At 40.0% G+C, this 21,916-nt stretch carries 29 protein-coding genes and 1 pseudogene; 16 read left to right on the top strand and 14 right to left on the bottom strand.

From position 1 onward, the window contains the following. The first annotated feature begins 106 nt into the window (after positions 1-106). Both ASULF_RS12145 and ASULF_RS12140 read left to right on the top strand, forming a co-directional pair. Entirely contained in the window at positions 107-358 is a 252-nt protein-coding gene (locus tag ASULF_RS12145) for a type I restriction-modification system subunit M N-terminal domain-containing protein (RefSeq protein ID WP_052312086.1), read from the top strand. Further along, positions 355-957 (top strand): HsdM family class I SAM-dependent methyltransferase, encoded by a 603-nt coding sequence (locus ASULF_RS12140; RefSeq protein ID WP_052312085.1) that lies wholly within the window; start codon positions 355-357, stop codon positions 955-957. The genes ASULF_RS12145 and ASULF_RS12140 overlap by 4 nt, the downstream gene beginning before the upstream one ends. On the opposite strand, the gene ASULF_RS06880 is transcribed toward ASULF_RS12140, so the two are convergent. From ASULF_RS06880 to ASULF_RS06865, 4 genes are read right to left on the bottom strand one after another with little or no spacing between them, the layout of a single operon-like run. Then, complete coding sequence (locus tag ASULF_RS06880; RefSeq protein WP_169336397.1) at positions 902-1,957, bottom strand: AAA family ATPase; 1,056 nt, start codon at positions 1,955-1,957, stop codon at positions 902-904. The genes ASULF_RS12140 and ASULF_RS06880 overlap by 56 nt on opposite strands. Next, positions 1,929-3,875, bottom strand: coding sequence for a type B DNA-directed DNA polymerase (locus ASULF_RS06875; protein ID WP_048098167.1), 1,947 nt, complete (start codon positions 3,873-3,875; stop codon positions 1,929-1,931). The genes ASULF_RS06880 and ASULF_RS06875 overlap by 29 nt, the downstream gene beginning before the upstream one ends. After that, positions 3,787-4,092 carry a hypothetical protein gene (locus ASULF_RS06870; RefSeq protein WP_015590986.1) on the bottom strand — a complete coding sequence of 102 codons (306 nt, stop codon included), beginning with the start codon at positions 4,090-4,092 and terminating at the stop codon, positions 3,787-3,789. The genes ASULF_RS06875 and ASULF_RS06870 overlap by 89 nt, the downstream gene beginning before the upstream one ends. Before the next feature lie 2 nt (positions 4,093-4,094). After that, on the bottom strand, positions 4,095-4,586 hold the full coding sequence (locus tag ASULF_RS06865) for a hypothetical protein (RefSeq protein ID WP_015590985.1): 492 nt from the start codon (positions 4,584-4,586) through the stop codon (positions 4,095-4,097). A gap of 931 nt (positions 4,587-5,517) precedes the next feature. Here ASULF_RS06865 and ASULF_RS06860 point away from each other — a divergent pair. Next, entirely contained in the window at positions 5,518-6,081 is a 564-nt protein-coding gene (locus ASULF_RS06860; RefSeq protein WP_015590984.1) for a hypothetical protein, read from the top strand. Positions 6,082-6,093: 12 nt separating this feature from the next. Here ASULF_RS06860 and ASULF_RS06855 read toward each other — a convergent pair whose 3' ends face one another. Further along, on the bottom strand, positions 6,094-7,401 hold the full coding sequence (locus ASULF_RS06855; protein WP_015590983.1) for an AN1-type zinc finger domain-containing protein: 1,308 nt from the start codon (positions 7,399-7,401) through the stop codon (positions 6,094-6,096). Positions 7,402-7,840: 439 nt separating this feature from the next. Here ASULF_RS06855 and ASULF_RS12325 point away from each other — a divergent pair, with 439 nt between their 5' ends. The 12 genes and pseudogenes from ASULF_RS12325 (at position 7,841) to ASULF_RS11990 (ending at position 15,688) form a co-directional block, all read left to right on the top strand. Continuing rightward, complete coding sequence (locus tag ASULF_RS12325; protein WP_052312083.1) at positions 7,841-8,092, top strand: N-6 DNA methylase; 252 nt, start codon at positions 7,841-7,843, stop codon at positions 8,090-8,092. A 53-nt stretch (positions 8,093-8,145) separates the two neighbouring features. Beyond that, on the top strand, positions 8,146-8,421 hold the full coding sequence (locus ASULF_RS12320) for an N-6 DNA methylase (protein WP_052312082.1): 276 nt from the start codon (positions 8,146-8,148) through the stop codon (positions 8,419-8,421). 185 nt (positions 8,422-8,606) lie between these two features. Next, positions 8,607-8,903, top strand: a complete 297-nt coding sequence (locus tag ASULF_RS06845) for a nucleotidyltransferase family protein (protein WP_048098166.1) — start codon at positions 8,607-8,609, stop codon at positions 8,901-8,903. Further along, positions 8,896-9,259: pseudogene (locus ASULF_RS06840) on the top strand (HepT-like ribonuclease domain-containing protein). Before ASULF_RS06845 ends, ASULF_RS06840 begins: the two are co-directional and overlap by 8 nt. Positions 9,260-9,274: 15 nt before the next feature. After that, positions 9,275-10,351 carry an XRE family transcriptional regulator gene (locus ASULF_RS06835; RefSeq protein WP_015590980.1) on the top strand — a complete coding sequence of 359 codons (1,077 nt, stop codon included), beginning with the start codon at positions 9,275-9,277 and terminating at the stop codon, positions 10,349-10,351. A gap of 5 nt (positions 10,352-10,356) precedes the next feature. Continuing rightward, positions 10,357-10,839, top strand: a complete 483-nt coding sequence (locus tag ASULF_RS06830; RefSeq protein ID WP_015590979.1) for a DUF4411 family protein — start codon at positions 10,357-10,359, stop codon at positions 10,837-10,839. A gap of 69 nt (positions 10,840-10,908) precedes the next feature. After that, complete coding sequence (locus tag ASULF_RS06825; RefSeq protein ID WP_015590978.1) at positions 10,909-11,499, top strand: hypothetical protein; 591 nt, start codon at positions 10,909-10,911, stop codon at positions 11,497-11,499. Further along, the gene (locus ASULF_RS06820) at positions 11,492-12,418 is read left to right on the top strand and encodes a hypothetical protein (protein WP_015590977.1); all 927 of its coding nucleotides are present in this window, start codon (positions 11,492-11,494) and stop codon (positions 12,416-12,418) included. Before ASULF_RS06825 ends, ASULF_RS06820 begins: the two co-directional genes overlap by 8 nt. A gap of 525 nt (positions 12,419-12,943) precedes the next feature. Next, on the top strand, positions 12,944-13,984 hold the full coding sequence (locus tag ASULF_RS06815) for a transposase (protein WP_081623008.1): 1,041 nt from the start codon (positions 12,944-12,946) through the stop codon (positions 13,982-13,984). Positions 13,985-14,209: 225 nt separating this feature from the next. Next, positions 14,210-15,148, top strand: a complete 939-nt coding sequence (locus ASULF_RS06810; protein ID WP_015590974.1) for a transposase — start codon at positions 14,210-14,212, stop codon at positions 15,146-15,148. Next, a complete protein-coding gene (locus ASULF_RS11995; protein WP_015590973.1) occupies positions 15,136-15,294 on the top strand; it encodes a hypothetical protein in 159 nt (52 codons plus the stop codon). The genes ASULF_RS06810 and ASULF_RS11995 overlap by 13 nt, the downstream gene beginning before the upstream one ends. A gap of 229 nt (positions 15,295-15,523) precedes the next feature. After that, the gene (locus ASULF_RS11990; RefSeq protein ID WP_169336396.1) at positions 15,524-15,688 is read left to right on the top strand and encodes a hypothetical protein; all 165 of its coding nucleotides are present in this window, start codon (positions 15,524-15,526) and stop codon (positions 15,686-15,688) included. A 58-nt stretch (positions 15,689-15,746) separates the two neighbouring features. Here ASULF_RS11990 and ASULF_RS12315 read toward each other — a convergent pair whose 3' ends face one another. The 7 genes from ASULF_RS12315 to ASULF_RS06775 all read right to left on the bottom strand — a co-directional run bounded on the left by ASULF_RS12315 (position 15,747) and on the right by ASULF_RS06775 (position 18,525). After that, positions 15,747-15,911, bottom strand: a complete 165-nt coding sequence (locus tag ASULF_RS12315) for a hypothetical protein (protein ID WP_015590972.1) — start codon at positions 15,909-15,911, stop codon at positions 15,747-15,749. Further along, positions 15,871-16,119 (bottom strand): thermonuclease family protein, encoded by a 249-nt coding sequence (locus tag ASULF_RS11330; RefSeq protein ID WP_015590971.1) that lies wholly within the window; start codon positions 16,117-16,119, stop codon positions 15,871-15,873. The genes ASULF_RS12315 and ASULF_RS11330 overlap by 41 nt, the downstream gene beginning before the upstream one ends. A 321-nt stretch (positions 16,120-16,440) precedes the next feature. Then, positions 16,441-17,196 carry a hypothetical protein gene (locus tag ASULF_RS06795; protein WP_144060503.1) on the bottom strand — a complete coding sequence of 252 codons (756 nt, stop codon included), beginning with the start codon at positions 17,194-17,196 and terminating at the stop codon, positions 16,441-16,443. Next, on the bottom strand, positions 17,180-17,596 hold the full coding sequence (locus tag ASULF_RS06790; protein ID WP_015590968.1) for a DUF365 domain-containing protein: 417 nt from the start codon (positions 17,594-17,596) through the stop codon (positions 17,180-17,182). The genes ASULF_RS06795 and ASULF_RS06790 overlap by 17 nt, the downstream gene beginning before the upstream one ends. Continuing rightward, on the bottom strand, positions 17,596-17,838 hold the full coding sequence (locus ASULF_RS06785; protein WP_015590967.1) for a type II toxin-antitoxin system HicB family antitoxin: 243 nt from the start codon (positions 17,836-17,838) through the stop codon (positions 17,596-17,598). The genes ASULF_RS06790 and ASULF_RS06785 overlap by 1 nt, the downstream gene beginning before the upstream one ends. Before the next feature lies 1 nt (position 17,839). Beyond that, the gene (locus ASULF_RS06780; protein ID WP_015590966.1) at positions 17,840-18,091 is read right to left on the bottom strand and encodes a type II toxin-antitoxin system HicA family toxin; all 252 of its coding nucleotides are present in this window, start codon (positions 18,089-18,091) and stop codon (positions 17,840-17,842) included. After that, positions 18,088-18,525 carry an EVE domain-containing protein gene (locus ASULF_RS06775; protein ID WP_015590965.1) on the bottom strand — a complete coding sequence of 146 codons (438 nt, stop codon included), beginning with the start codon at positions 18,523-18,525 and terminating at the stop codon, positions 18,088-18,090. The genes ASULF_RS06780 and ASULF_RS06775 overlap by 4 nt, the downstream gene beginning before the upstream one ends. A gap of 371 nt (positions 18,526-18,896) precedes the next feature. On the opposite strand from ASULF_RS06775, the gene ASULF_RS06770 reads away from it, so the two are divergent. Beyond that, complete coding sequence (locus tag ASULF_RS06770; RefSeq protein ID WP_015590964.1) at positions 18,897-19,778, top strand: HincII family type II restriction endonuclease; 882 nt, start codon at positions 18,897-18,899, stop codon at positions 19,776-19,778. A gap of 18 nt (positions 19,779-19,796) precedes the next feature. Here ASULF_RS06770 and ASULF_RS06765 read toward each other — a convergent pair whose 3' ends face one another. After that, complete coding sequence (locus ASULF_RS06765; protein WP_015590963.1) at positions 19,797-21,404, bottom strand: Eco57I restriction-modification methylase domain-containing protein; 1,608 nt, start codon at positions 21,402-21,404, stop codon at positions 19,797-19,799. Next, positions 21,382-21,594: a hypothetical protein gene (locus ASULF_RS06760; RefSeq protein WP_015590962.1), complete on the bottom strand. Its 213-nt coding sequence runs from the start codon at positions 21,592-21,594 to the stop codon at positions 21,382-21,384. The genes ASULF_RS06765 and ASULF_RS06760 overlap by 23 nt, the downstream gene beginning before the upstream one ends. Between the last annotated feature and the right edge of the window lie 322 nt (positions 21,595-21,916).

Genomic DNA, 21,916 nt, shown 5'->3' with positions numbered 1-21,916 from the left:
AATGAGTTTGCATGGTAACACTATCTGATTTTGGCTTTGAGAAGGAAGTTACAAGAGAGGAGCTTGAAAGATTGCTCAAACAGCTGCCGATTTAATAAGGACGAGAGTGGATTACAAGTACATACTCATTCTCCTCTTCCTGAAGAGGATAAGCGATAAATGGAAAATGGAGTTCGAACTTGCAAAGAGGGAGGCAATAGAAGATGGTTTGAGTGAAGAAGAAGCTGAAAAAGAAGCAATGAGCACAACATACCACGATTTTGCACTAACAAAAGAGCTATTGTGGGACAACATAAGAGAGGATGTTAGCAAGCTGCCCGAAAGGCTTGCAAATGCCTTCAAAAACTTGCAGAGATGAATCCTGACTTGCGGGGAGTCGTTGATAGATTCGACTTCATAGAGTTCACGACAAACAGGGAGAACATAGAGATACTCAGACAGCTCGTTGAGCTATTCAGTAAAACACCCCTTGCCAATGTCTCTCCTGATGTCCTTGGAGATGCTTACGAATGGGTTCTCCGTTATTTCGCTCCACAAAAGGCAAAAGAAGGGGAAGTTTACACGCCGAGAGAAGTTGTTAAACTGCTTATCAAAATTCTCAATCCCAAACCAATGGAATCGGTTTACGACCCAGCTTGCGGCTCAGGTGGTATGCTCATTCAGGCTTACGAGCATGTTGAAGAGAAGTATGGTAGAAACGAAGCCAAGAAGCTGTTTCTGTTTGGTCAGGAAGCAAATGCCACAACCTACGCTTTGTGCAAAATGAACATGCTGATTCATGAGATAAGAGATGCGAAAATTGAAATTGGTGATACGCTGCTTTTCCCGAAGTTTAAGGAAGGGGAAGTGAGCCCTTCTTTTTTCAGCTCATTAACGGCTTCTAAAATATGTTTAAGTCAAACTAGCTACTCACCCTCTCCAGTGCATCCAGCAGAACATCCCTCTCAAACCTTCTGAAAATCCTTCTGGTTCTGCCTTTCCGGTATTCAAGCTTCAAATCGATCAGCCTGAGGTTCTCCAGCTTGGCGAGCATCCTGTGAAACTTCTCGTAGTAAAGCCAGTCTCTCACCTCATCAAAGAGCTCACCCGTTGTTTCTGCATCCAGCTCGTAAATTGCCTTGAGCAATCTTCTCTCATCCCTGCTGAGATTTGACAGTGATCTGGTCAGAAACAGCCACTTCCCCTTCTCGTAAGCTTTCTCGGCATCATCGACCCCTATTCTCTCCTTCCCCTCCCTGTCTGCAATAATGCCTGCCATTCTCAGGATGTAGAGTCCAAGTCTCAGGTCTGCAGTTTCAAAGGCCATACCTGTTGCGAAGTCGATTACATCCTCACCAAAAGCACCTGCAGAGAATCCGGCTTTGGCCCTCTCCATGAGGATCTCAAAAATCTCATCGTATCCGTAGGCATGGAAGAAGACCTCATCGGGATGGAAAATCGATCCTGTATCTGCTGAGAGGAGGGATACATACCTGGAATCAGTGAAGACCAACCAGAGTCCCGCTTTATACCCCATCTCTTTCATTCTGCACACGTAAACGATCACCTCATTCAGTATTTTCTCGTTCAGAGCTGTGGCATCATCTATGACTATCAGGAGGGAATCCGCACTGTCAAACGCCCTGCCCATAAGCTCGGAAAATGAAACCCCTCTCCTCGGTGGAGTTAGCCCCGTTACCGCTTTGAATATCCCGGTTGCGAGTTCCGATCTGGTTCTTACGAGGGAGGCGTTCACGTATCCAGCCCTGATTTCGGCAGATGAGATGATCTTTCTCACGCATGAAGTCTTGCCGGTTGCGGGAGGACCTATGCAGACAGTATCGACGGCATTCATCCCCGACAGCATGGGCTTCAGATTTGATGCGAGAGCCCTGAGCTGGGCATCTCTGAATGCCAGGATTTCGGGAATGTAGTCAGGTTCGAACACTTCAGGATTTCTGAACGCGCTCCACTGCACATCTGATAGAGAAGTGAACCTCCTCATAAGCCTTTTCCAGCATTCTTGTATAGTAGTTTATGTCGATGCTGTCAGGATTCACTGAGACTGCTTTCCTCGAAAAATCCACCACAGCATACTCTATCTCCATGCCCGGAAAGAGCTCAACCCCAAGCCTTTTCAGCTCCTTAACGGCTGATGCCTCAAGCGAGCTTCTTGTGTAGGAGGTTCTGCTTATCCTCCTCCTGATGAGGAACTCTTCAGGATTGGCGTGTCTCATCTCCGTCCGGTATTTTCTGTAAATTCGGTTTAGCTTTTCTTCAAGAGTGCAGAGTTCCTCAATCGTCCTTGCCTTTCTGAGCAGGCTGAACATCTCGAGCTGGGATCTTCTTATGTATTCTGGCGTGTCTCTCTTTCTCGCCATAACTCCTCTCAGCTTTAGCTCTCCGCTCTCAAGCAAACCGTAGTATCTGGCAGCATTGCCAAATCCGTCCTTCTTTGGGAGGAACACTATCCAGAAGTACCTGTCCTCATCCAGGAGCATTCCTGTTTCCCTCTCTATCTTTTCTTTCAGCTTTCCGTTGGGGTTTCTGACGAAGATGCTGTCCACCATCGCATGGATAACCTCTACACCAGCATCCACACCCGCTTCTACCACTTTAATGCTCTTCAGCAGAATCTCCCTGCCAATCCCTGTTATTGCCTCGTGCACGGCTATGCTGCCAAATTTGGCATTTCTGAATCCCGTATATCCGAAACAGGTTACCAGCATCCACTTCAGAGCTGTATCAATTCCCGCAACTTCCGGCTTGCTCTTCTTCATCCTCTTCGTCTTTATCCTGAGACCGAGAAGCGGCTTCAGAATTGTTGACAGAAAACCTCTTCTTCCACTTATCGACTCGGGACTCAAATTATACTTCACGATTATTGTCGGATACATGGAGGTGAAGTCGAGCTGGGCAACATTCTCATAAATTCCCGGCTCCGGCTGGAGGATCAGGCCGCCCTTGTCCTTCTCCCTCAGCTCCTCAACTTTTCTTGGAGTTTCAGCGTTCCACTTTCTGTAGGGAACAGCAATTCCCCTGTTCAGGGCCTCATAGACTTCATAGCTCGAGATCAATGTTCCGGGGGTGAAGCGGGAGGTCAGATTTGCTGAAAGGGCTGTGAGCTTTGAGGTGAAGAGGATACCGTTCAGTCCGTATTCCTGATAAGCGAAGGAAGTCGAATCGATGAGGATCCTGCCCTCAGGAATCAGTGCTCCTTTTCTGTACTTTACCGCTCCGTAGCTGTAGTAGCTGTTTGCTTTGAGAAATCTTATTTTCCCCCTGCTCAGGGTGAAGTCTATTCCGTACTTTCTGCATTTCTCAAACATCAGCCTTGCAGCAATGTCTGCATTATCCATCACAACGACATCGGGATTTTTCGAGTCGAGGTGATTCATGAACTCCTCCAAGATTATCCTTTCCCTCCCCTCAGCCCTGAAGGGTTTGCTTTCAATGGCCACAACCTCTGAAGGCCTGAGCGGATCATCGAACCTCACCCTGCATTCAAAAACTTCCAGCTCTGGAAGTTTGAGGCTGAACCTGTCCTCGAAAGGCTCTGCCATGCATGTCAGGTTTCTGCCGGCAAGGTAATCTACTTCCCTTCTGATGTCAGCGTTGAAGAGCTCAGCCTCCGGAGCCTGTATCTCGATCAGCCTTGCAACCTTTCTCGGAGCGGAAATTCTGTACCCCTCTTTCTCCCCGAATATGGTTCTGATTGTGGCCTCTTCAACTCTATACCTGCTCTCCAGGTCTTCAATAAGCGCTGAATGCTTATGCCTGTCGGGAAAGTGAACCAAGAAATAATCTTCATGTCTGATGAAGACTTTCCTCGCACCTCTCCTTTTCAGCCAGACATTGATTCCTTTTCTCGACGGAAAAACATCCAGAATCAGCATGGTCAATCAGCCTCATAAGTTCTATAGTTAGGGAAAAGAGGGCCGCCTCTTCAGCCGAGTCAAAAGCGTAGTAGCAGACGGAATACCTCTTCTTGATGGCCTCTATCACTCTGTCGGCATACACAACCTCCTCCCTCTTCATCAGGCTTTTAGCCCTCTCTATTTTGGCTATTAGACCGTTCAGCTGAATTCTGACACTCGCAACGCTCCTCCCCATGCTCACACCTCCAGAGTTAGCTGAGTATCAGAGATGAGGAAGCTCCTCACCTCCCTCTTTGGGTTGAGCTGAACCACATCAGCCACATATCCGGGGCGGTGTTTGCTGACAACAATAACTCTGTCAGCGTATCTGGAAATTGTTCTGAGGTAGCTGTCAGTGTTGCTGGAATAGTACACGAGGATATCGCACCTCCCCGCCGTATCCCTGAGAGCGAGTCCGGCATTTTCAGCATCCCTCTCAGTTTCGAAGAGGGATGGGTCGTGCTCCACAAAAACAGCCTGATGGTATGAATCTTCAAGCAGGTTCAGGAGCTGGTGGGATGTGAAAGCTCTTGCCACATAATAGCCGCTCTTTATCCTCGTCAGAATGCTGATTCTGTTTCCCGCTATGAATAGGCAGGAAATGCTGGTGTATGCTATTTTTATGGCCTCATCAACAGCTATTGCAGCAGGAGATATGAGGACATTGAATCCTGATTCTACAATATCCATACAGTACCTGATGGGCAGAGTAGAAATAAGCTTTCAGTGTGGAACGATAGTAATAGGAGTTTATATCTAAAATTTTGTTGAGGATTGAAGGCTTTATGTCGTGGCATTTGGGGGGCAGATAACAATTATCAAGTTAATATTAAAGATCTAAAAGCGCTAGCAATCCTAATCGATGAGCAAGCAAACCTCTAACTTCTGGATAATATACTGATTATTAAAGCTATAACAACAAGTAAGAATAATGGAAACCATATCCAAAAGAGGCCCCAGCCATTTGGTAAATTGAATTCTGCCATCAGATGACTTTAAAAAAAGCAAAAGTTTTAGCCATCGCAATTGAGAAGAATGCATTGAACACGTTATTGCTGTTCAGGTGCAACCTCTTGATTTTTGCTCAAAGCAATATCAGCAATTCTCTGTTTGGTTTCCTCGCTTATAACATCTTCCACAGTTTTCGTATTTTGACTTGAGAGATTTGAATCCATCCTTGTTGAAGTTGTGTATGACTTTGGATACGTAATTCCTAGTATCCAAAGACTTTGCTGATCTCAGGAACTGTCATCGCTTGAGCAAGAACTATTTGAGCTCTCTTTACTTCCACTGTGTCTTTACTGTATCTTAGTATTCTTTTGAGTTTGTTGCCTCCTTCATTCGTGATTTCACGAACCTATATGCACATGTTATCTAATAATATTATGACTTTAAAAAAGTTTTTACATAAAATTAATACAACTTAAATGGAAGTGGCAATAGAATACTTTTAAAGTTCGTGGCAGATTATTGTTGAGGCTTTTGTTTAACTGGGTAAATCAAATTCAGAAAACCAAAATTTTATTAAGATAAATATTTATGGTAATTAACAACAAAACACAAAGTTAAAAAGATCCATATCGGGGGTGAAACAGGGGGAATTTATTGTGGGGGGTAGAGGATGTCAGGAAATGAAACAGAAATAAATGATTTCCACGAATTTATTACAAAAGTTGTAAATCCTAAATTGAACAATGTTATTGGGCTTCTTTACAGTTATGGTGGTACTGAAAGACAAATTTACAGAGTAAATTATGCTCTGGTAAAGCACTCTTCCTCAGAGGCACACTTGGCAAGAGAGATCGAAGAATGGAGAAACGAGATATACCAAAAATATAGTAACAGAGATCTTGAATCGATAAAGGATGATTTCATTAAGGATTACTATAACCTCTTTAAGTATCTGCATGAGAGACTCCAGAGACTCAACAGCAATCTGGCCAAGGTCATTTTTGAAACCCTATATGGGTTGGGTGAAAATTTAGAGGAGCAGTTGAATGGAGATAAAACGTTCTTCTCGGTTTACAACTTGGTAACAGAGATGAACAGAAAATTGGGCGAACTTCATGACCGTGTAATCTCTTTGGAAAAATCTAGCAAAAGCCTATTCAAAAAAGGACTTGTACTGGGCTTCATTGCAGGAGTCTTGGTTATGGGGATTTTGATCTATGAGTTATTCCTTTGAACGATCAATCCTTCATTCTTCTGTTTTGACATAGACGGTATAGTCCAAGATACTCCAGTAGTCATTCCTCTCAGGATCATACGGGTGTTTCAATCCGCTTTTGTTTTTCACGAAGATCACAACTGTGTAAAACCCCTCCCCTTTAACCGGCTTGATCCTGAAGGATATGTCGAATTCGTGATCTGTCTGTCTCCACTTAACCGGTCTCCATGTCTCCACATCTTTGTAGTAGTACGGAGACGGGATAACTCCAGCAACTACATCCCCAAGTTCGTAGCTGTGCCTGTTCGTGAATTCCTTGCTCGGTGGTGGATGGTAGTACACTAGGACGCCGTAGAATTCTACATTCCTGTCAATCTTTCCAGCAGCTGAAAACAGCATGTTCTCGACTTCAGGAGGATTAATCCATTCAACATGCTTTTTGATCATGTGGATGACCAGAACCATTTCGTCTGAATCCCAGCTAACGCCAATATCCACAAAATTGTTGCCCGGATCCAGCAGAGAGTCTCTGTGACCCCAGTCTGAAAGGGAGTCATTGTAGATCATCCTTCTAACAGAGTCTACAACCTTATCTGGAATCTCATTATAGCGAGTACTTCCCCCAATGACTCTGTAATAGCCGCAGTTCTCCTCCATTGCGTATATGCCCCCCATTTTAGTGTAGTAGTGGAAAGGGGGGAATCCTTCAGGATCGTAATGACCAAAATAGTCTCTCTGTATCATGTCTTCTGCCCTGAACTGTGCTATCCCCGTCTGCATCAGTTCGACAGGCGGTAACTCCCTTTTCTTCCTTTCCTCATTTAAATAGTTGAGAACTTGGTTAACAGTTTTGTTGATTATCTCTTCTCCGGTACCTAGCTGATTTTTGCTCTGGGTCTTCTCTTCAGACACGGGTGTTGATGGGGAAACCTCTGTTCCATCCTCAGATACCGGTGTCGGTGACGTTTCTGTTTCCCCCAAGTGTGAAATTTTTGCTACTTCTCTGAAAACCTGTATTTTGTCAAGGTAACCTGTGTTGCTGTCTTCAAAAACGTTGTAGGCCAGAACCCCTATCAGAAAGACAAAAATAAAAGCTGCAATCTTCTTTAACTTACCGGATCTCCTGGATCTCTTTGCCTGTATCCAGTGAGTTTTTGCGTACCTGTACATCCCTTCAGACCTTCCGGTCTGGGAGATTGCGGGTGGAGTCTTCCAGTCTTCTATATTTTTACAGTCGTGATTTGGTGGCAGTCTGCAATCCTCACAGAAGAAACCTCCGCAGTACCTGCATTTGTAAGGCAAATACGTGTTTTTACCGCACCAGTCGCATCTGGCCATTACTGGTCACTAGTATTGTTGAAGAGCTATCTTCCTATTTAAGGGTGGTGTATTTGGTAGGGTTTGGCACTTAGAAGATACTTCACTCTAATTACCATACTTTATGTCACTCGACAGGCTGTAAACGGGTAAATATATAGATCGGGGGCTCAATCTCAGGAGCCTACACGTGAGTTCGAGAACCAGCTCTGGAAGGCTGCAGACAAGCTGAGGAAGAAAGTGGAAGTACATCAGTATAAATACAGTTCTTGAGTTAATATTTCTGCGTTATCTTTCCTACGCCTTCTATGAGAGAAGATAGGAGTTAAAAAAGTTGTTTGCAGACGGAAAAAGCGATTACTACATTGATGATGTGGAGCTGAGAGAATAAAGCCAGATGATTCGAGGTTGAGAGAGCGGGTTTAAGGTTTCTGTTCCTCCCAACAACAATGCCAACTACATGTGGATTCTGCACCTCATCTATCTTCTTGCCCCCCAAAGGAAAAACTGGCTTTGTCATGGCAAATGGAGCTTTATCTGCCGGAGGGGTGGAAGGAGGATAAGGAAGGCCATAGTTAGTTATGGCATTGTTGCCTGCCCGCACAAGCTCTTCTATAATGTGTCACTTCCAGTCTCACTCTGGTTTGTAAGGAAAGAGAAACCGGAGTACATGAAGGGGAAAGTACTTTTCGTAAACGCCAAGGATCTCTAACCCCAATTTCAAGAAGACAGAATGAGATGAATGGTGAGTAAATAGAAAGGATTGTGGATAAGTTCAGGCTTTTTGAGGATGGAGAGCTGGATGAGATAGATGAGGTGGGATTTGCTAAGGTTGTGACAATAGAGGAAATAGCCAAGAATGGCTACGTTCTCACTCCGGGAAGATATGCCAGAGTTAGGCTTGACTTAGATGATGAGAGCTTTGACGAAAAGATGAGGGTTTACAGTGAAGAACTTTCAAAACTGTTGAAAGAGGAGGAGGAGCTGGCAGAGAAAGCTAGAGGAGTTTTTGAGGCATTAGGATATAGATTAGAGGTGTAAGGTTGGATTTGGGAGCCCAGTTAATATTACCTGTAATCTTCGGAATCGTTCTTGTGGATAAAAATTTGGAAAACATGATATAGTTTTTCACCAAATCTCTTCCAAGTATGTGGACATGTTGCGGGAACTATTGTTTCTGCCATAACGGGGGAAAGGTAATGTATGGAGGGGAATCAAATAAAGTTATGAAAAACCTCGAGGAGGTAATCCAGATACTGAAGGAGAACGATAGAATTCTGAAAGAGAGGTTTAAGGTTAAAAGTATAGGCGTATTTGGTTCTGTAACGAGGGGGGAGCAAAAGGAGACAAGCGATATTGACATCATAGTTGAATTTTCCGAACCTGTAGGCTGGGAAATAGTAGATTTGAAGGAATTTCTTGAAGAACTGCTTGGAGTTAGGGTTGATGTTGTGACGAAAAATGCTGCGATGAGAAAGCCATTGTTGTGGAAATCCATAGAAAGGGAGGTTGTTTATGTCTAAACGAACTCCAGAGCTGTTTGTTCAGGATATGCTGGAAGCAATTGAGAAGATTGAAAGGTACACATCCTCGATTGAAGATTTAGAGGATTTTATGAGAGAAGATATGGTTGTTGATGCAGTTTTAAGAAACCTTGAAATCATAGGAGAAGCTGCAAAAAAACATCCCCGAAGACCTTCGCTCAAAATATGGAGAAATACCGTGGAAAAGAGTTGTAGGGCTGAGAAATGTTGTGATTCACGGTTATTTTGTGGTAGATCTTGAAGTTGTCTGGGTGATTGTAAAGAGACAGCTTCCTGAGCTTAAAGAGGTTCTGCTGAAGATGATGGAGGAGTTGGAGAGATCCGAAAATAAATAAGGGGGTGTAGTAATTATGAGAAAATCCATCAAGATTAAAGCTTCGCCACATCTATTGAAAAAACTTAGAGAAAATTCAGGATATACAGAAGAAGAACTGGCAAGCAAGCTTGGTGTGACAACTGAAAAAATTGTAAAGGTAGAAAAAGGTGAAGATAGTTTTACTTTAACCCAGATAAAGAAGCTTGCAGATATTTACAAAGTTCCTTTAGCAGCATTCTTTTCAAAAGAAGTTCCAGATGTCCCATCTCTTCCGGACTACAGAATCAACAGAGAGAAAAAATTGAACCCGGAGGTTTTTGTTGCAATAAGGAGAGCAAAGTATCTTTCGGAAGAGGTTAGGGAATTGAGCGGCAAGAAGAGTGAAATCCCGTCTTTTCCTGATAACTCTCCGGAAGAACTGGCAATAGGTTTCAGGAAATATTTAAGAATTGAAATTCCGAAAGAAAAAAAGGCAAGAGAAATACTCGAATTTTACAAAGAAGTTCTTGAGAACAAACTTAGTATTCTTATCATGGAGTATCCTCTTAAAGCTGATGATGTGAGAGCATTCTGTATATTCTCCGATCTTGCTGTGATAGTGCTCAACGAGAGTGACGAACCGTCGATAAAGCTCTTCTCCCTCTTTCATGAAGTTGCTCATTTGTTGAAAAGGGAAAGTGGGATTTGCTCGATAGACATTGAAGCTGAGAGATATGATGTTGAAAGGTTCTGTGATAAGTTCGCTGCAGAGTTTTTGGTTCCGGCTGAGGATCTATTAACAGAAGCTGGATCGATAAAGCTCACTGATGAGAGAATAAAGAAACTCGCCAGACTTTATGGAGTGAGTGTGCAGGTTATGATGCTAAGAATGCTTGAGCTCGGAAAGATAACGAGAGATAGGTATCAGAAGTTTAGAGAGGAATTTGACAAGTCAAGGCTCAAGAAGAGGAAAGGAGGTATCAGAGACTGGGAGATGACGTACATTAACAGGACTGGGAGGTTGGCAGTTTCTGAAGTTAGCAAGGCTTACAGGAAGAAGGAAATTAGTTTTTATGAGGCTATGAGAATTCTCGATTTAAAGCCGAAATATGCCGAAAAAATCATTGAGTGAGCTTTATGGCTCAGTTGAAGCTTGAGCAGGTGTATGTGATTGACGCAGACGCTTTAATTAATATTGGAAGGTGGTATCCTAGAGATATGAAGATTTTTGAGCCTATTTGGGCAAAGTTGGAGGAGCTTGTAGATGAGGAGCTTTTAATTTCCCACTATGAAGTTTACAGAGAAGTTTCATCAGGTTATGACTATATCTCTGAATGGTGCAAAAAGCATAGCAGAATTTTCAAGGATGTTGATGATGAGCAGATTTCTATTTTTGAAAAGGTAAGGGAGGTCTACGACAAAAATTACTGGGACAGGAATATTACCAATCCGAATCCATGGGCAGATCCTTGGATAATTGCTCTTGCTGTTCAAAATAAGGCTATAATCGTAACAAATGAAAATAAAGAAAAACCAAATAGAATTCCAAGTGTAGCAAGAGCTTTCGGGATAAATTCATTAAAGCCGATTGAGTTTTTCAAAGAGATTGGTATTCAGTAGGTGAGTAATGAAATTTGTCTAATTGGGTGGGTAGGGTGACGGGCAGACTAGTATTTGGAGGAATGCGCAATGAGCGAGCGTGGGAACGAAAGAAAAAATAGAAAACGGCAGGAACAGTGGAGGTATAATGATAGTTACCTCTGGGAGTTCCCCGATACTATTCTCGAGCGCGTGAGAAAGTGGAGAGAAGTGGCCCAAGAGCAGACTGACCCCTTCCTGAAGTTCATCGTAGAGTATATAGCATTCAATGCGTTATTCAGAGCTAAATATGGACATAAGGAAACAGAGAGAAACATTATCGACAAATTAAAGGGAGACATTCCAATGGAGGTTTTTGATGCTGCAAAGATAAAGCAATTAAGAGATCTCACTCCAATAGCCAATCTCAGAAATGTTAGACTTAACAGGGGAACACGGGAAATAACCCCTGAAATGTTGGATCATCCAGAGAACAGCATTGAGGCTATATACGTTACACGAAATAACCTATTTCACGGAGACAAGGACTATTCTTTTGAAAAGGATGAAAAGCTTGTGAGTATTGGGTATGAGATTCTGGTAGATATTAATGATTGGTTACTGAAAGAGTTTCACAAAGTGGAGGGTGAAAGGGGCGATTTAAATTCAGATGAGAAAAATGAGGAGATAAAAAATGGCTGAAGACAGTATTTTCAGGAAGGCATTTTCACATTGTTTAAAAGAACTGAATATCCCTAATATTGCTATCTCTCTTCAGAAATGCGATTTTGAAAAAATACGAAAAGCACACGACTCCATTCACGAATTCATGCTGATACCCACACGTTTGATAAGTTCCAATGAAGATTTTCAGGCAAAATCAGCATTTCTTATTTATCACAACGAGGCTTTCGATCAGGCACACAGATCCCTATTAGAGTCGCTTTCAGGGTATTACAATGCTGCTTACATACTATTGAGAAATACGCTGGAGTTGATTTTAAAGGGTGCTTTTTGGGAGTGCATAGTTCATAAGAAATACCGGGATAGAGCTGAGGTTATCAAGAAAACAGGAGCGAAAATCGGAAAATCTAAGATGACGCTCATAGATTGGCTGAGTGATATAATCAGGAAAAAACCTTCAATAGAAGACGAGCTGGAGAAAACCTCTGCAGGGATTTATGATAAAATTTCACCTCTTTTTGAAGATGAAGCTCTTAGAAAGATCATTCCAAATGTAAAATCAATTGTTAAGCAGCTTACAGATTGGAGAATCTTTGATCCAATTCAGGATATTATAGATCCTGTGGAGTATGTTTACGACTTTTATTATAGAGAATTATCGGCAGATGTTCATGTGGCACCAGATAAAACAAACATTGGTAGAAGACTCCTTGCTGAAAAAGAATTGTTTGAAATTGAAGTCATACCAGATGAGTTGAATAAGTATGCTGAAGCTCTGCTTAGAGTGATGGATATTGGAATAGTTATCGAGCTGAATATATTGAAAGACCTCATAAATGAAGAGTCAAAGAAATGGCTTGATAAAAGATTAGTTGTGATTACGGAGTTGGAACTTAATTATACATCCACAAAGATTGTGGAGATGACAAAGAGATAGAAGGTGGTAAAATGCTAAAATTCCGCTGGGAAACTGAGTTCAGGGAGACGGAGATTGGGGGATACCAAAGGATTGAGATGTTAAGGAACTTGGAGAAATACTGACAAAAAGCCAATCACATTCCATCAACATGTAAAATATTCCCGAAGATGGTCTTTACCCAAAATTTGAAGTAAAAAATCCAAATGAAGCAAAAAGCGGAATTGAGGTCTTCCCAGGTTCATTACTATTAGCTAAGATAACTTCATCGTTTGAGCACGGAAAAGCTGTATTGTTCCAGAAGAAAGTAATTATAAGTGGATAGCTACGACTGAAGTCTTTTCAATCCTTCCAAAAGACGACATGATAAATTTTATGGTGTTCCTACTATCCTCACATCAAACTCCTTTTAGACACCTCTATAACCAGAATAAACAACATATCAATCTTCTCTTATAATGGGACAAAACCAAACAACTCTAAATCAAAAATAAATTGCTAATAAATAGTAAAATTAATAAATCTCAATAATTATTGTTTTTCTCGGTGATTGGAATGAGATTACCAGTTATTCCAGTAAAAGGAGATGAGAAATGGGAGCTTCTATCGAAAATCATAGATAAGCTGGAAAATAGAGAAACTAAGAAAGCTTTGGCAAGGAATAAGATAACTCCCGTCAATAAAGCGATAGAATTCCTCAAAATCATAATTCTGGCAATGTTTTTTGAACTAGAAATTTCTTATGCCGTTAGCGAAGTAAACAGGCGTTATGAACTCAGAAAGTTCTTGAGGATAGAAGATGAGGTTAAATTAAATTCAGTCTACAATTTTACGTCAAAATTCAAAGCAGAGCAATTTATAAACTTTGTTTTCTCAATTCTCAACGTTAATTCAAAGAGAATGAGGAAGAAACCCTCTTTGCTAATATTAGACTGGACAGATATAAGCCTTGACCTGAATCCTTTCAGAAAGAGGGATTTAAAGAATAAACCGTACAAATGGGGCTATTCAACCAAGGGATTCTTTCTGGGCATGAAGATGATGATCCTAATTGATTACAAAACTCTAACACCTTTGTTCTTCCACGTCTATCCAGCTAACGTTCACGAAAGCAGGATTTATCCTTTAATTTTAGAAATGCTGAAGAGGAAGAAGCTTATCAGGTTTGGAGACGCTATAATCATGGACAGAGGGTTTTACGGGTATAAGAACTATCTGATTGGAATAAGATACGGTATCATTCCTTTAATACTTCCAAGAGTTAATTTCAGATATAGAAGGCTTGAAGGGTTAATAAGCTATCCTCTGTTTATCTTTAACTCAAAGAACATAGAAAAGGAGAAGAGAAGGTATAGGAAACTTGTTAAGAAGCTATTTAAAGGATTGAAGATGAATCTGAAGACTTTGAGAGCGATAGTAGAGGACGTAATCAAATTGGGGAAAGAAGCTTACAGTTTGAAGAGATTGCACTGTTATGATTACGAGCCTGTGATAAAGAGAGCTTGTTTTTCTGTCCTTCTCACAGGGATGACTGTTGGTATGGGATTCAGGAAGAAGAGGGTTATCCAGAAATTATCTGAGTGGTGAGATGGAGAAGACCCTAGATAAATTTACTTACCTGTTCTATTTCTTTATAGGGTCACTTTCTTCCAAATCCTCAATAAAATTAACTAAGACATTAAACAGTTCCATATTTTTATCTTTCATCTCCAGTAAAGTGTAATTAAAAAATAGTAAAAGTAAGAGTCTGAATCGTAAAAATAACCAGTAAAATTGGAAAAATTTAAAAACAGACTAATGTTATCTCTTTCCATGACTCCAAGCCATGTGGTTGAGAAGATCAACAAAGGAGAGATGACAGAAGACGAATTCAGGATTATAGCTTTGGAATTTGATAAAGTCGTATCGGAAAAGGCAAGAGGAATGTTCAAAACGAAAGAGAAGTATGACGACTATATCATAGAGTATTATATTGTTGAAACAATGAGGTTCTTCTTCGGTTTCCCTCCAATTCTCTTTTACGCAATTCTTAGAGACCACAAAGAGCTGAGAGAAACTCTCAACCTTAAAGTGCTTAAAACATTCTCAAACTACGAAGAATTCAGGAAGAAACTGCAGAGAATAAAAGTAAAAATAAACAATATAATAAAGAGAAATGTTGCAGAAAAGGTTGATGAAATCTACGGACTGGATACTACAGTGGCAACAGTCGATTTAAACAGGCTAAGACAGGGAAAGAAGATCAAGGGTGGTATTTTCGATGCTTCATTCTGCTTTGATTCTGTCAGAGGAGTAGAGGTTGGCTATATGGTTTGTACTTTGCTCAATCTCACAAATTTCTCGGTTGTTGACGTTAAAATTTATCCGAAGAATAAAGCAAAAAAGGAGATCTGGGATGAGATGGTGATAACAAATCTTGGAACCGAAAGTGGTAAAATAAAGGTTGTAATAGCTGATGCCGGATTTTTCGCCTACAACAATATTTTATTGCCTCTAAACTACAGAATAATCCATGTAATAAAGCTGAAAAAGAACATAGACAGAGAAGAGCTGAAGAGGATGGTTGAAGGAATTCTTACTAACGTCAGGTGGTTTGACAGCAGGTACAACAGGATTTTAAGCTCTCTTCTTGAAGATTTCGAGTACATAATAAAAAAGACTGTTGAAGGGATTGATAGATATGAAGAGTTCGCTGAAATGAGAAGTAAAATAGAGCTAATCTTCAAAGAGCTAAGGCAATGTTCGGATTGAGGGATCTTCACGTCTACTATCGCAAGTATGCCATTACGGAGATAAGAATGATTTTCTATGCTACACAACTATTCTGCCAGTCCTATTTGAAGAACAGGATAAGCATAGAGAGGTTTGTTGAGAGAGTTAGGAAGAGAAGAGTTTAATTCTGTCTACACTCTGTTGGAGTAGATTAATAGTTGGAAGAAAGTCAAGTGCAGCTCATTTAATTTTATAAAGGAAGTAGAAGAAAGAGCCCCTAAATATATCCGAAACAGAAATTCAAGAGATTAAATTGGTCATAACAAGGCAGGACTATTTTTCCAAATTTCTAAACATTTACCACGAACAGCTGTCCACCAGCTCCCCCTCTTGGTTATAGAGGTATGCAATGTCGTGATCGTTGGTCCACACAGGCTTGCCGGAGTTCTAGAAGAGGTCCGTGGAGTTGCCATTCCCGTATCCCGTATGAAGAACAATCTACTCTCCGTGATCAAAGATCATGTCTGGGAAAATGTAGTATTTTCTGGGCTCATCCTGAATCTTCCAGCTGTAAAGTGAGGCAGGAGATTTACCGGAATTGACTATCACCACATACTTATCATTCAGGCATTCCCTGTCATCCGCAGGCGTCGTAATTGACGGCGAGAATCCTGAGTTCGGGTGGTGAGTAGTTCCACAGCCAGGCTCTGTTCACTCTTGCTTTTTCCTCAAGCTGGCTGTAGTAATCCCTCTTCGAAAATTCAGCCTCGCAGTAGTATCTTGCATATCCCTCTGCTATCATTATCGCACCCGAAGTCTTTGCCATCAATGTAAATGTATGCAAGGAGCCTGCCGTAAACATCCCTGAGACATGCCCTTTCATCAGTCTGAATGACAACCTGCTTACCCTCAAGCAGCTCTCTCGCACTGTCCTCAGCCTTCCTTCCCCAGACTGCAAGATACTGCAGGTCGGATATATCGTCGTACTCTTCGGCTGTTTCCTTCAGCATCTGTTTCAGGAGTGTCTATTCCAAGAACTCTGATTCTTTCCCTAGTTCCGTCCTCAAGGATTACATCAACTGTGTCACCATCCACAACATAAAACGACCTTTGCCGTGTAGTTCTTGCCGGGCTGGATTGTTATGCTTTCGGAAAGAGGAGTTTGTTTTGGCACAAGAGTCTTTGAAAATGTGGGAGTAGCTGTTGGAATGGGGGATGGTGGTAGAACTGGATGCTGATTTTCCTTGGTCTGTTAACATCCTACTGTGCCAGGGCGAGCAATGGCAGTAACACAATCAGGATTCCTTTTACGGAAGCCATTATTCTGCATTTCAAGATAAACTCATCTTCAAGTTTTTGATTGGTCTCCTTGTAAAAAGATACCACAACACCAGTGGAATCCAGTATCCCAGAAAGATACCAGCATAGTGCGCCCAGATATTTATGAAACCACCATCAGTTACAATCGATACTGGAAACAACCCGACTATAGCCATCAGATATGGAGCGAGAAACAATAGGAGAATCATAATATCGCTGCTTTTTGGTTTTAGATTTTGAAATACATAGAAAAATGCGATGACAGTCAAAATCGAAACCAGAATTCTGATTACATAACCGCCGTAAGTAAATGCCACAACTGAAACCCCGAGAAGAAAAACGAAAAAGAACGAAAACTTGCATCCCTTGGATTTCTGGTATAAATTCAGCGCTACAGAAAACGCATACAGGCCAACTAACGCTGAGACTATTCCAGAAAAACCTATTGTCTCTAATTTAACAAGCGTGACGGTTGGCGGAATTAATATAAAAAACACTGCAAACGACACCCAGAACAACCTTTCCTGTCCCAGTTTTACCAGCAAGTTAAAGGACAGATATGAAAAAATCAAGTATGCTAAAACATTGCCCAAAAAGCGGTCTAAATCGTAGTGAACGAAATTGGAAATATATTCTGTTAAAAGATCCGGTGATCGTCCCAATTCCGGCTGAAGTATGAAAAGAGCAGTACAAACCACCACAGGAATGAGTAAAATTGAATGTTTAAAGAGGCTGGGAGCTCTCATTCTCTCAAATACTGCCCTCAAACCGGCACAAACCTCTTTGGCTTGACTGTTTCTCGTATTTCTTGATATCTTCAAGCTCAATAGCCAACCATAGTTTTTTCTTTTCCTTTCCTCTGCTTTTCCATCCAGATTTCCAGCGTTCCTGAGATTTAATGTATTCTTTCAGCTCTTCTTTAGTTAAGAAAATTCTATCTCCGTAAACCTCAAAGAACTTCATCGGATCTTCTTGCAGTATTATTCTTTTTATCTTTGCTTCACCAACAAATCCCGTATCTTCATGAGATTGGTAGAATACAAACTTTATTCCCGGCTTGAGCTGCTTCCAGACTGTTGCTGGTTTTACAAATACGTCTTTACCCTTAAAGAACCTGTTCATGTACTGTCTGGGGATTGGATAGGTTACACCTACAACTTCACCCATCAAACCACCCGGGCCTTTATATTTTCCATAACGGCCTTAAGCAATTCCTTACCCATTGGTTTTGGAATCTCCCTTCCTTCTTTCTTGGCGGTTTCAATCCACAGCTCGATTGCGGTCTTGATTTCCTTTAGAGCTTCTTCTTCTGTATCACCAAAAGCAGAACATCCCGGTAGTTCTGGCACAACAGCGATGTACCCTTCATCCTCCTCGCTGTAGAAGATTTCAATCGTGTATCTGTACATATTAATCCTCCTCAAGCAAATTATACTTCTCGATCACTTTTAAAAGTTGCTTTACCTGATATGGCTTGGCTTTGCCTTTAACATTCTGAAAGTTCAGGATTTCTTTAACTCCCTCTCTGACATACACTCTGTGACTACCCTTTCCACCTCTAAATTTGAAACCGAAAAGCTCTGCAGCTTTACAGAGATCTTCGAATCGAACGTTCTTTGGGTTGTTTTTTAATTTCTTGTAGATTTCACCCTTTCTGGTCATGCCGAATCCACTATGAGTTTATAGTCCTCCTCAGGAATCTCCCTCACTGCCTTCCCCATTAAGTGTCCCGTCCACTTCTTTTTGTTTTTGACGAATTTTAGCTTTGGAATGAGTGGTTTGAACTCAACAGGCTCATCAAAGATTCTAACTGGCTTTAGTTTAATCCTCAGAGGGAAAGTTTCGTTGCCCATTCCTGCAGGGGTTTTGAATATCTTCTTGCTGTCTCTGAAAACCTCTGATACTGCTTCATAAACAGCTACAATTCGGGGTACTAAAACTTTTTTTTCTCTCTCCTGTTTGAGGTAAATTAGAAGTTTATCTCCAGGTTTAACCCTTGCAATTGTGCTTTTATGCCTTTCCGGCACACCCCAGATGTTTTTGTCTTTGATCACTCTCCAGTTCTCTTCAGTTGTTATGCAGAGCCAATACTTCATGGATTATTATTGGAAGGATTAGGGCTAAATATATTTTGGAGTACCTTCATAACTACTACTCAAAAAACAGTATAACAGGTTTGAGAGGGAAATATAGTTAAACCTATGTTTTCATAATCCAAACAAAGAACTAAATCCCTTTTGTCCTATATTGCTTAACTTCAAAAAGGATAAGAGGAAGTTTGATGTTTTGAGGTGAAGAAAATGGTAGCTTTTGTAGGATGTTCATGATTTTTATTATTAATGTTGCGAGAAGTGTTAGAGTTGGGTTGGTTGTTGTTTAGCTAGGAATGTCTTAAGTTAAGTATAGTTAAATATAAAAACAAGGTAAATCTAAAAAACAATCAACATACACAGCATAGGTGTTTGACATGAATTTACTAGAAATTAGAAGAATGGTAGAATCCTGCTTAAGCACTGCGAAAGGTCAAGTGGTAAATGACGTGGCTATAATGTCAAGAGCTAGTGGAAGTGCTAGTGGTCTACCCTTCGAGGAATGGACTAAAAATAAGCTTAATGAGTGTGGTTTTAAAACGTTTCTCCAAGAGGAATATCTTTTAGAAGTGGTTCGCGAACTCAAAGAAAAAGGGCATAGCAATTCACAAATTGAGAGGATTATAAGAGATACTTGGTGGGGGACTAGTAACTACATGATTTCCAGAAATCAGTTAAATCATGCTTTTAACCAGCATGCTCTTAACCAGAACGATCCACCCGCTTATCAACAGAGTATAGCCGACATAATTTTGTTCTATGGTAACGATTTGGTAGACAATATAAATGATATAGTAGCGATAAATGTAAAATCGCATAATTTAGATCGACCAAGTAGAGACCCCAATATAATTTCAGCAAAAAGGATAATAGATTATATGAAAGACATACTTGAGACTAAACCAAGTATTATAGATAAAGTTAATCTTTGGTTCATTGGTATTTACTACCGTCAATCAAGTGGTTATGCTTCTATTGAAGAAATATACATAAAAGATTTTTTCAGATTGGATGTTAAAAAGATTCCAACAATAAATTTTGATGCAGCCATTCAGATCCAATGGCACGTAAAAGATATGGTTGAGTTGGAGAGTCAAGATAAACTAACATTCATCGAATCGTTAGCTGAAGAATTTAACAAGAGGTGGGTTGAGTTTGTTGATAGGAGGACTGCCTCGATAGAAGAAACTTTAAACACACTAAGAACCCTCATAAAAAAATACAGAAATAAAAAAACATTATTTGATTATATGGTTTGATATTGATTTTAAAAATTTTTAATTTAGTGTTATCTGTAATAATTTATCAACTAGCTGATTAAGTTCATCTATATATCTATTATAACTTTTATTCATAATTATGGTATCGACAATGGCCACGATATCATTATAAAGTTTTACTTCTTTTGAGTTGTTCCAGTCTATCCTCACTATTGGTATATCCGCAAGAGGTCTTTCTGAGAAGTCAAAAACCCCTCCACGAGAAAAGCCTTTATATAATATATATTCTTGATAAGGTTCTGAGTTTAGAAGAGCCAGTATATATTTTATTCCTTCTCTCACAGTATTTTTAATGCAGATTGTTGTAACATCCTGTGTTGCATAATATGGTCCCTCCACGTACGCGAAGCGGAAATACCCTTTAGAGTCATATCTCTCTTTGCTTGGTACAAAGATTTTCTCATTGTATTTTTCAAGTAAATGTTTATTTCTCAAGAATACCCAATGCCACCAAGGAATCTCAATACCGTAATTATATCTTTTAAGTAGTTTTTCTTTAAAGCTTATTAATTTATTGTAAAAATTAGGATAAAGTTCTTTAAAAATTTCTTCATCATTTATATCATTGACAAATAAATAAGGTACTGGATCTGTTTTTGGTATTAATCTATCTAAGTTACGAGCTTTATAAACATATATTATTTTTTCTCTTTCTTCTGGCGTTAGTTTTTTAATGTCTATATTTTCTAATGAAAATGCCTTATCGAGACCACTAACCATGCCATTGCCTATGTCTGCCAGAGATCCTAATAATGAAATCCTTCTAAAGTGTAGGATAGGAGAATACTCAAAGCTAAATAATGGATTTATCTGTATCTTAGGCACCGGTTTCCAAGGGTCGCCATCTCTAAACTGTTCATGAACAAATGCTTTGTATACTCCTTCTTGGATGTAACTTTCTTCACCTTTAAGTGTTTCGATGAGTAGTTTGACCTTTTTCAGATGATTTACTGTAAGTTTATCTTTTGTGTGGAGATTTATAATTTTTATAGGTTTTTCAACTTTCTTTTTTATGTATTTGAATATAATAATGGTTGAAGATACTTCTTTGAATATTTTCATCTCATTAAGATTTATAAGGACTTCAACATGACCATATTTGGTGAGATAGTCCCTCAATCTAGCTCCATGGACAGTCTGAGTCCAAAATACTGGTGTAATAAAAATAAGTTCGCCATTCTCTTTTAGCATGTTAATACTGTGATATATAAAGGCATATGTAAGGTCAGATAATCCGTTCATTATAGCAGACCAATATTTTGATTTTTTAAACAACTCTTTCCATTCAGTGGGTATGTTCCTCCATCGAACATAGGGTGGATTTCCTATAATAACATCGAACTGTTCATTGGGTTTTAGCTTAAGGAAATCTCTTCGAAGTATTTCGATTTCAGAATGGTTTGGAAGAGTTTCATCTATTTCGTATGCTACTATATTTTTAAAACCTGCTTTGCGTAATGAGATAGGAAATATTCCTGTGCCAGCACAAGGATCTAAAATTAGTGTATTTTTTGGTTTAGATATAAGCGATACCATAAAATCGGCAACATAAGATGGAGTGAAATATTGTCCATATCTTTTTTTAATCTCTTTGTTGTTTTTCATTTTCATCACCTAATAATATTTCGTCCTTAATAAATGCCGAGATAATAGATTTTTCAGCAAGCCAAGAGAAAACAATGACTTTAACTGTCTCTGAATCACTACTTAAACCTAATTTTTTTCTTATTAGTTTTATCAAATTGTATTGCTCATTCGATAGCATCACTTGTACTCGTTTGTATCTTCCACCCATTCTCTTCACCTTTTTGTACTCACTTACTACTCTTATAGCACTCAAATATGAATATAAAGTTTACGATTTATGCTTTCGGTAATACTCCCAAATTAATTTTAATCGATATGTATTTAATGAATTGTAACTAGTGAGGCTACACTGGGACGACGAAGCTTTTTCTTCTTTAGCTGCTTCTCTCTTCCCATCCTGCTTCACACTATTTTATTTACAGTCGCTCCTACTCTTGTATTTCCTGCTTTTCGCCTTGCTTTCGATGTATTCGACCAATTCCGGGGTTAGCTCGATATATGTTCATGTCTGTTAGTGGGCTGATGGATGA

The sequence above is a fragment of the Archaeoglobus sulfaticallidus PM70-1 genome, assembly GCF_000385565.1.
Taxonomy (GTDB): Archaea; Halobacteriota; Archaeoglobi; order Archaeoglobales; family Archaeoglobaceae; genus Archaeoglobus_A; species Archaeoglobus_A sulfaticallidus.
Note: the sequence above shows the minus strand (reverse complement) of the source record. Positions and strands in the feature narration are given on the sequence as shown.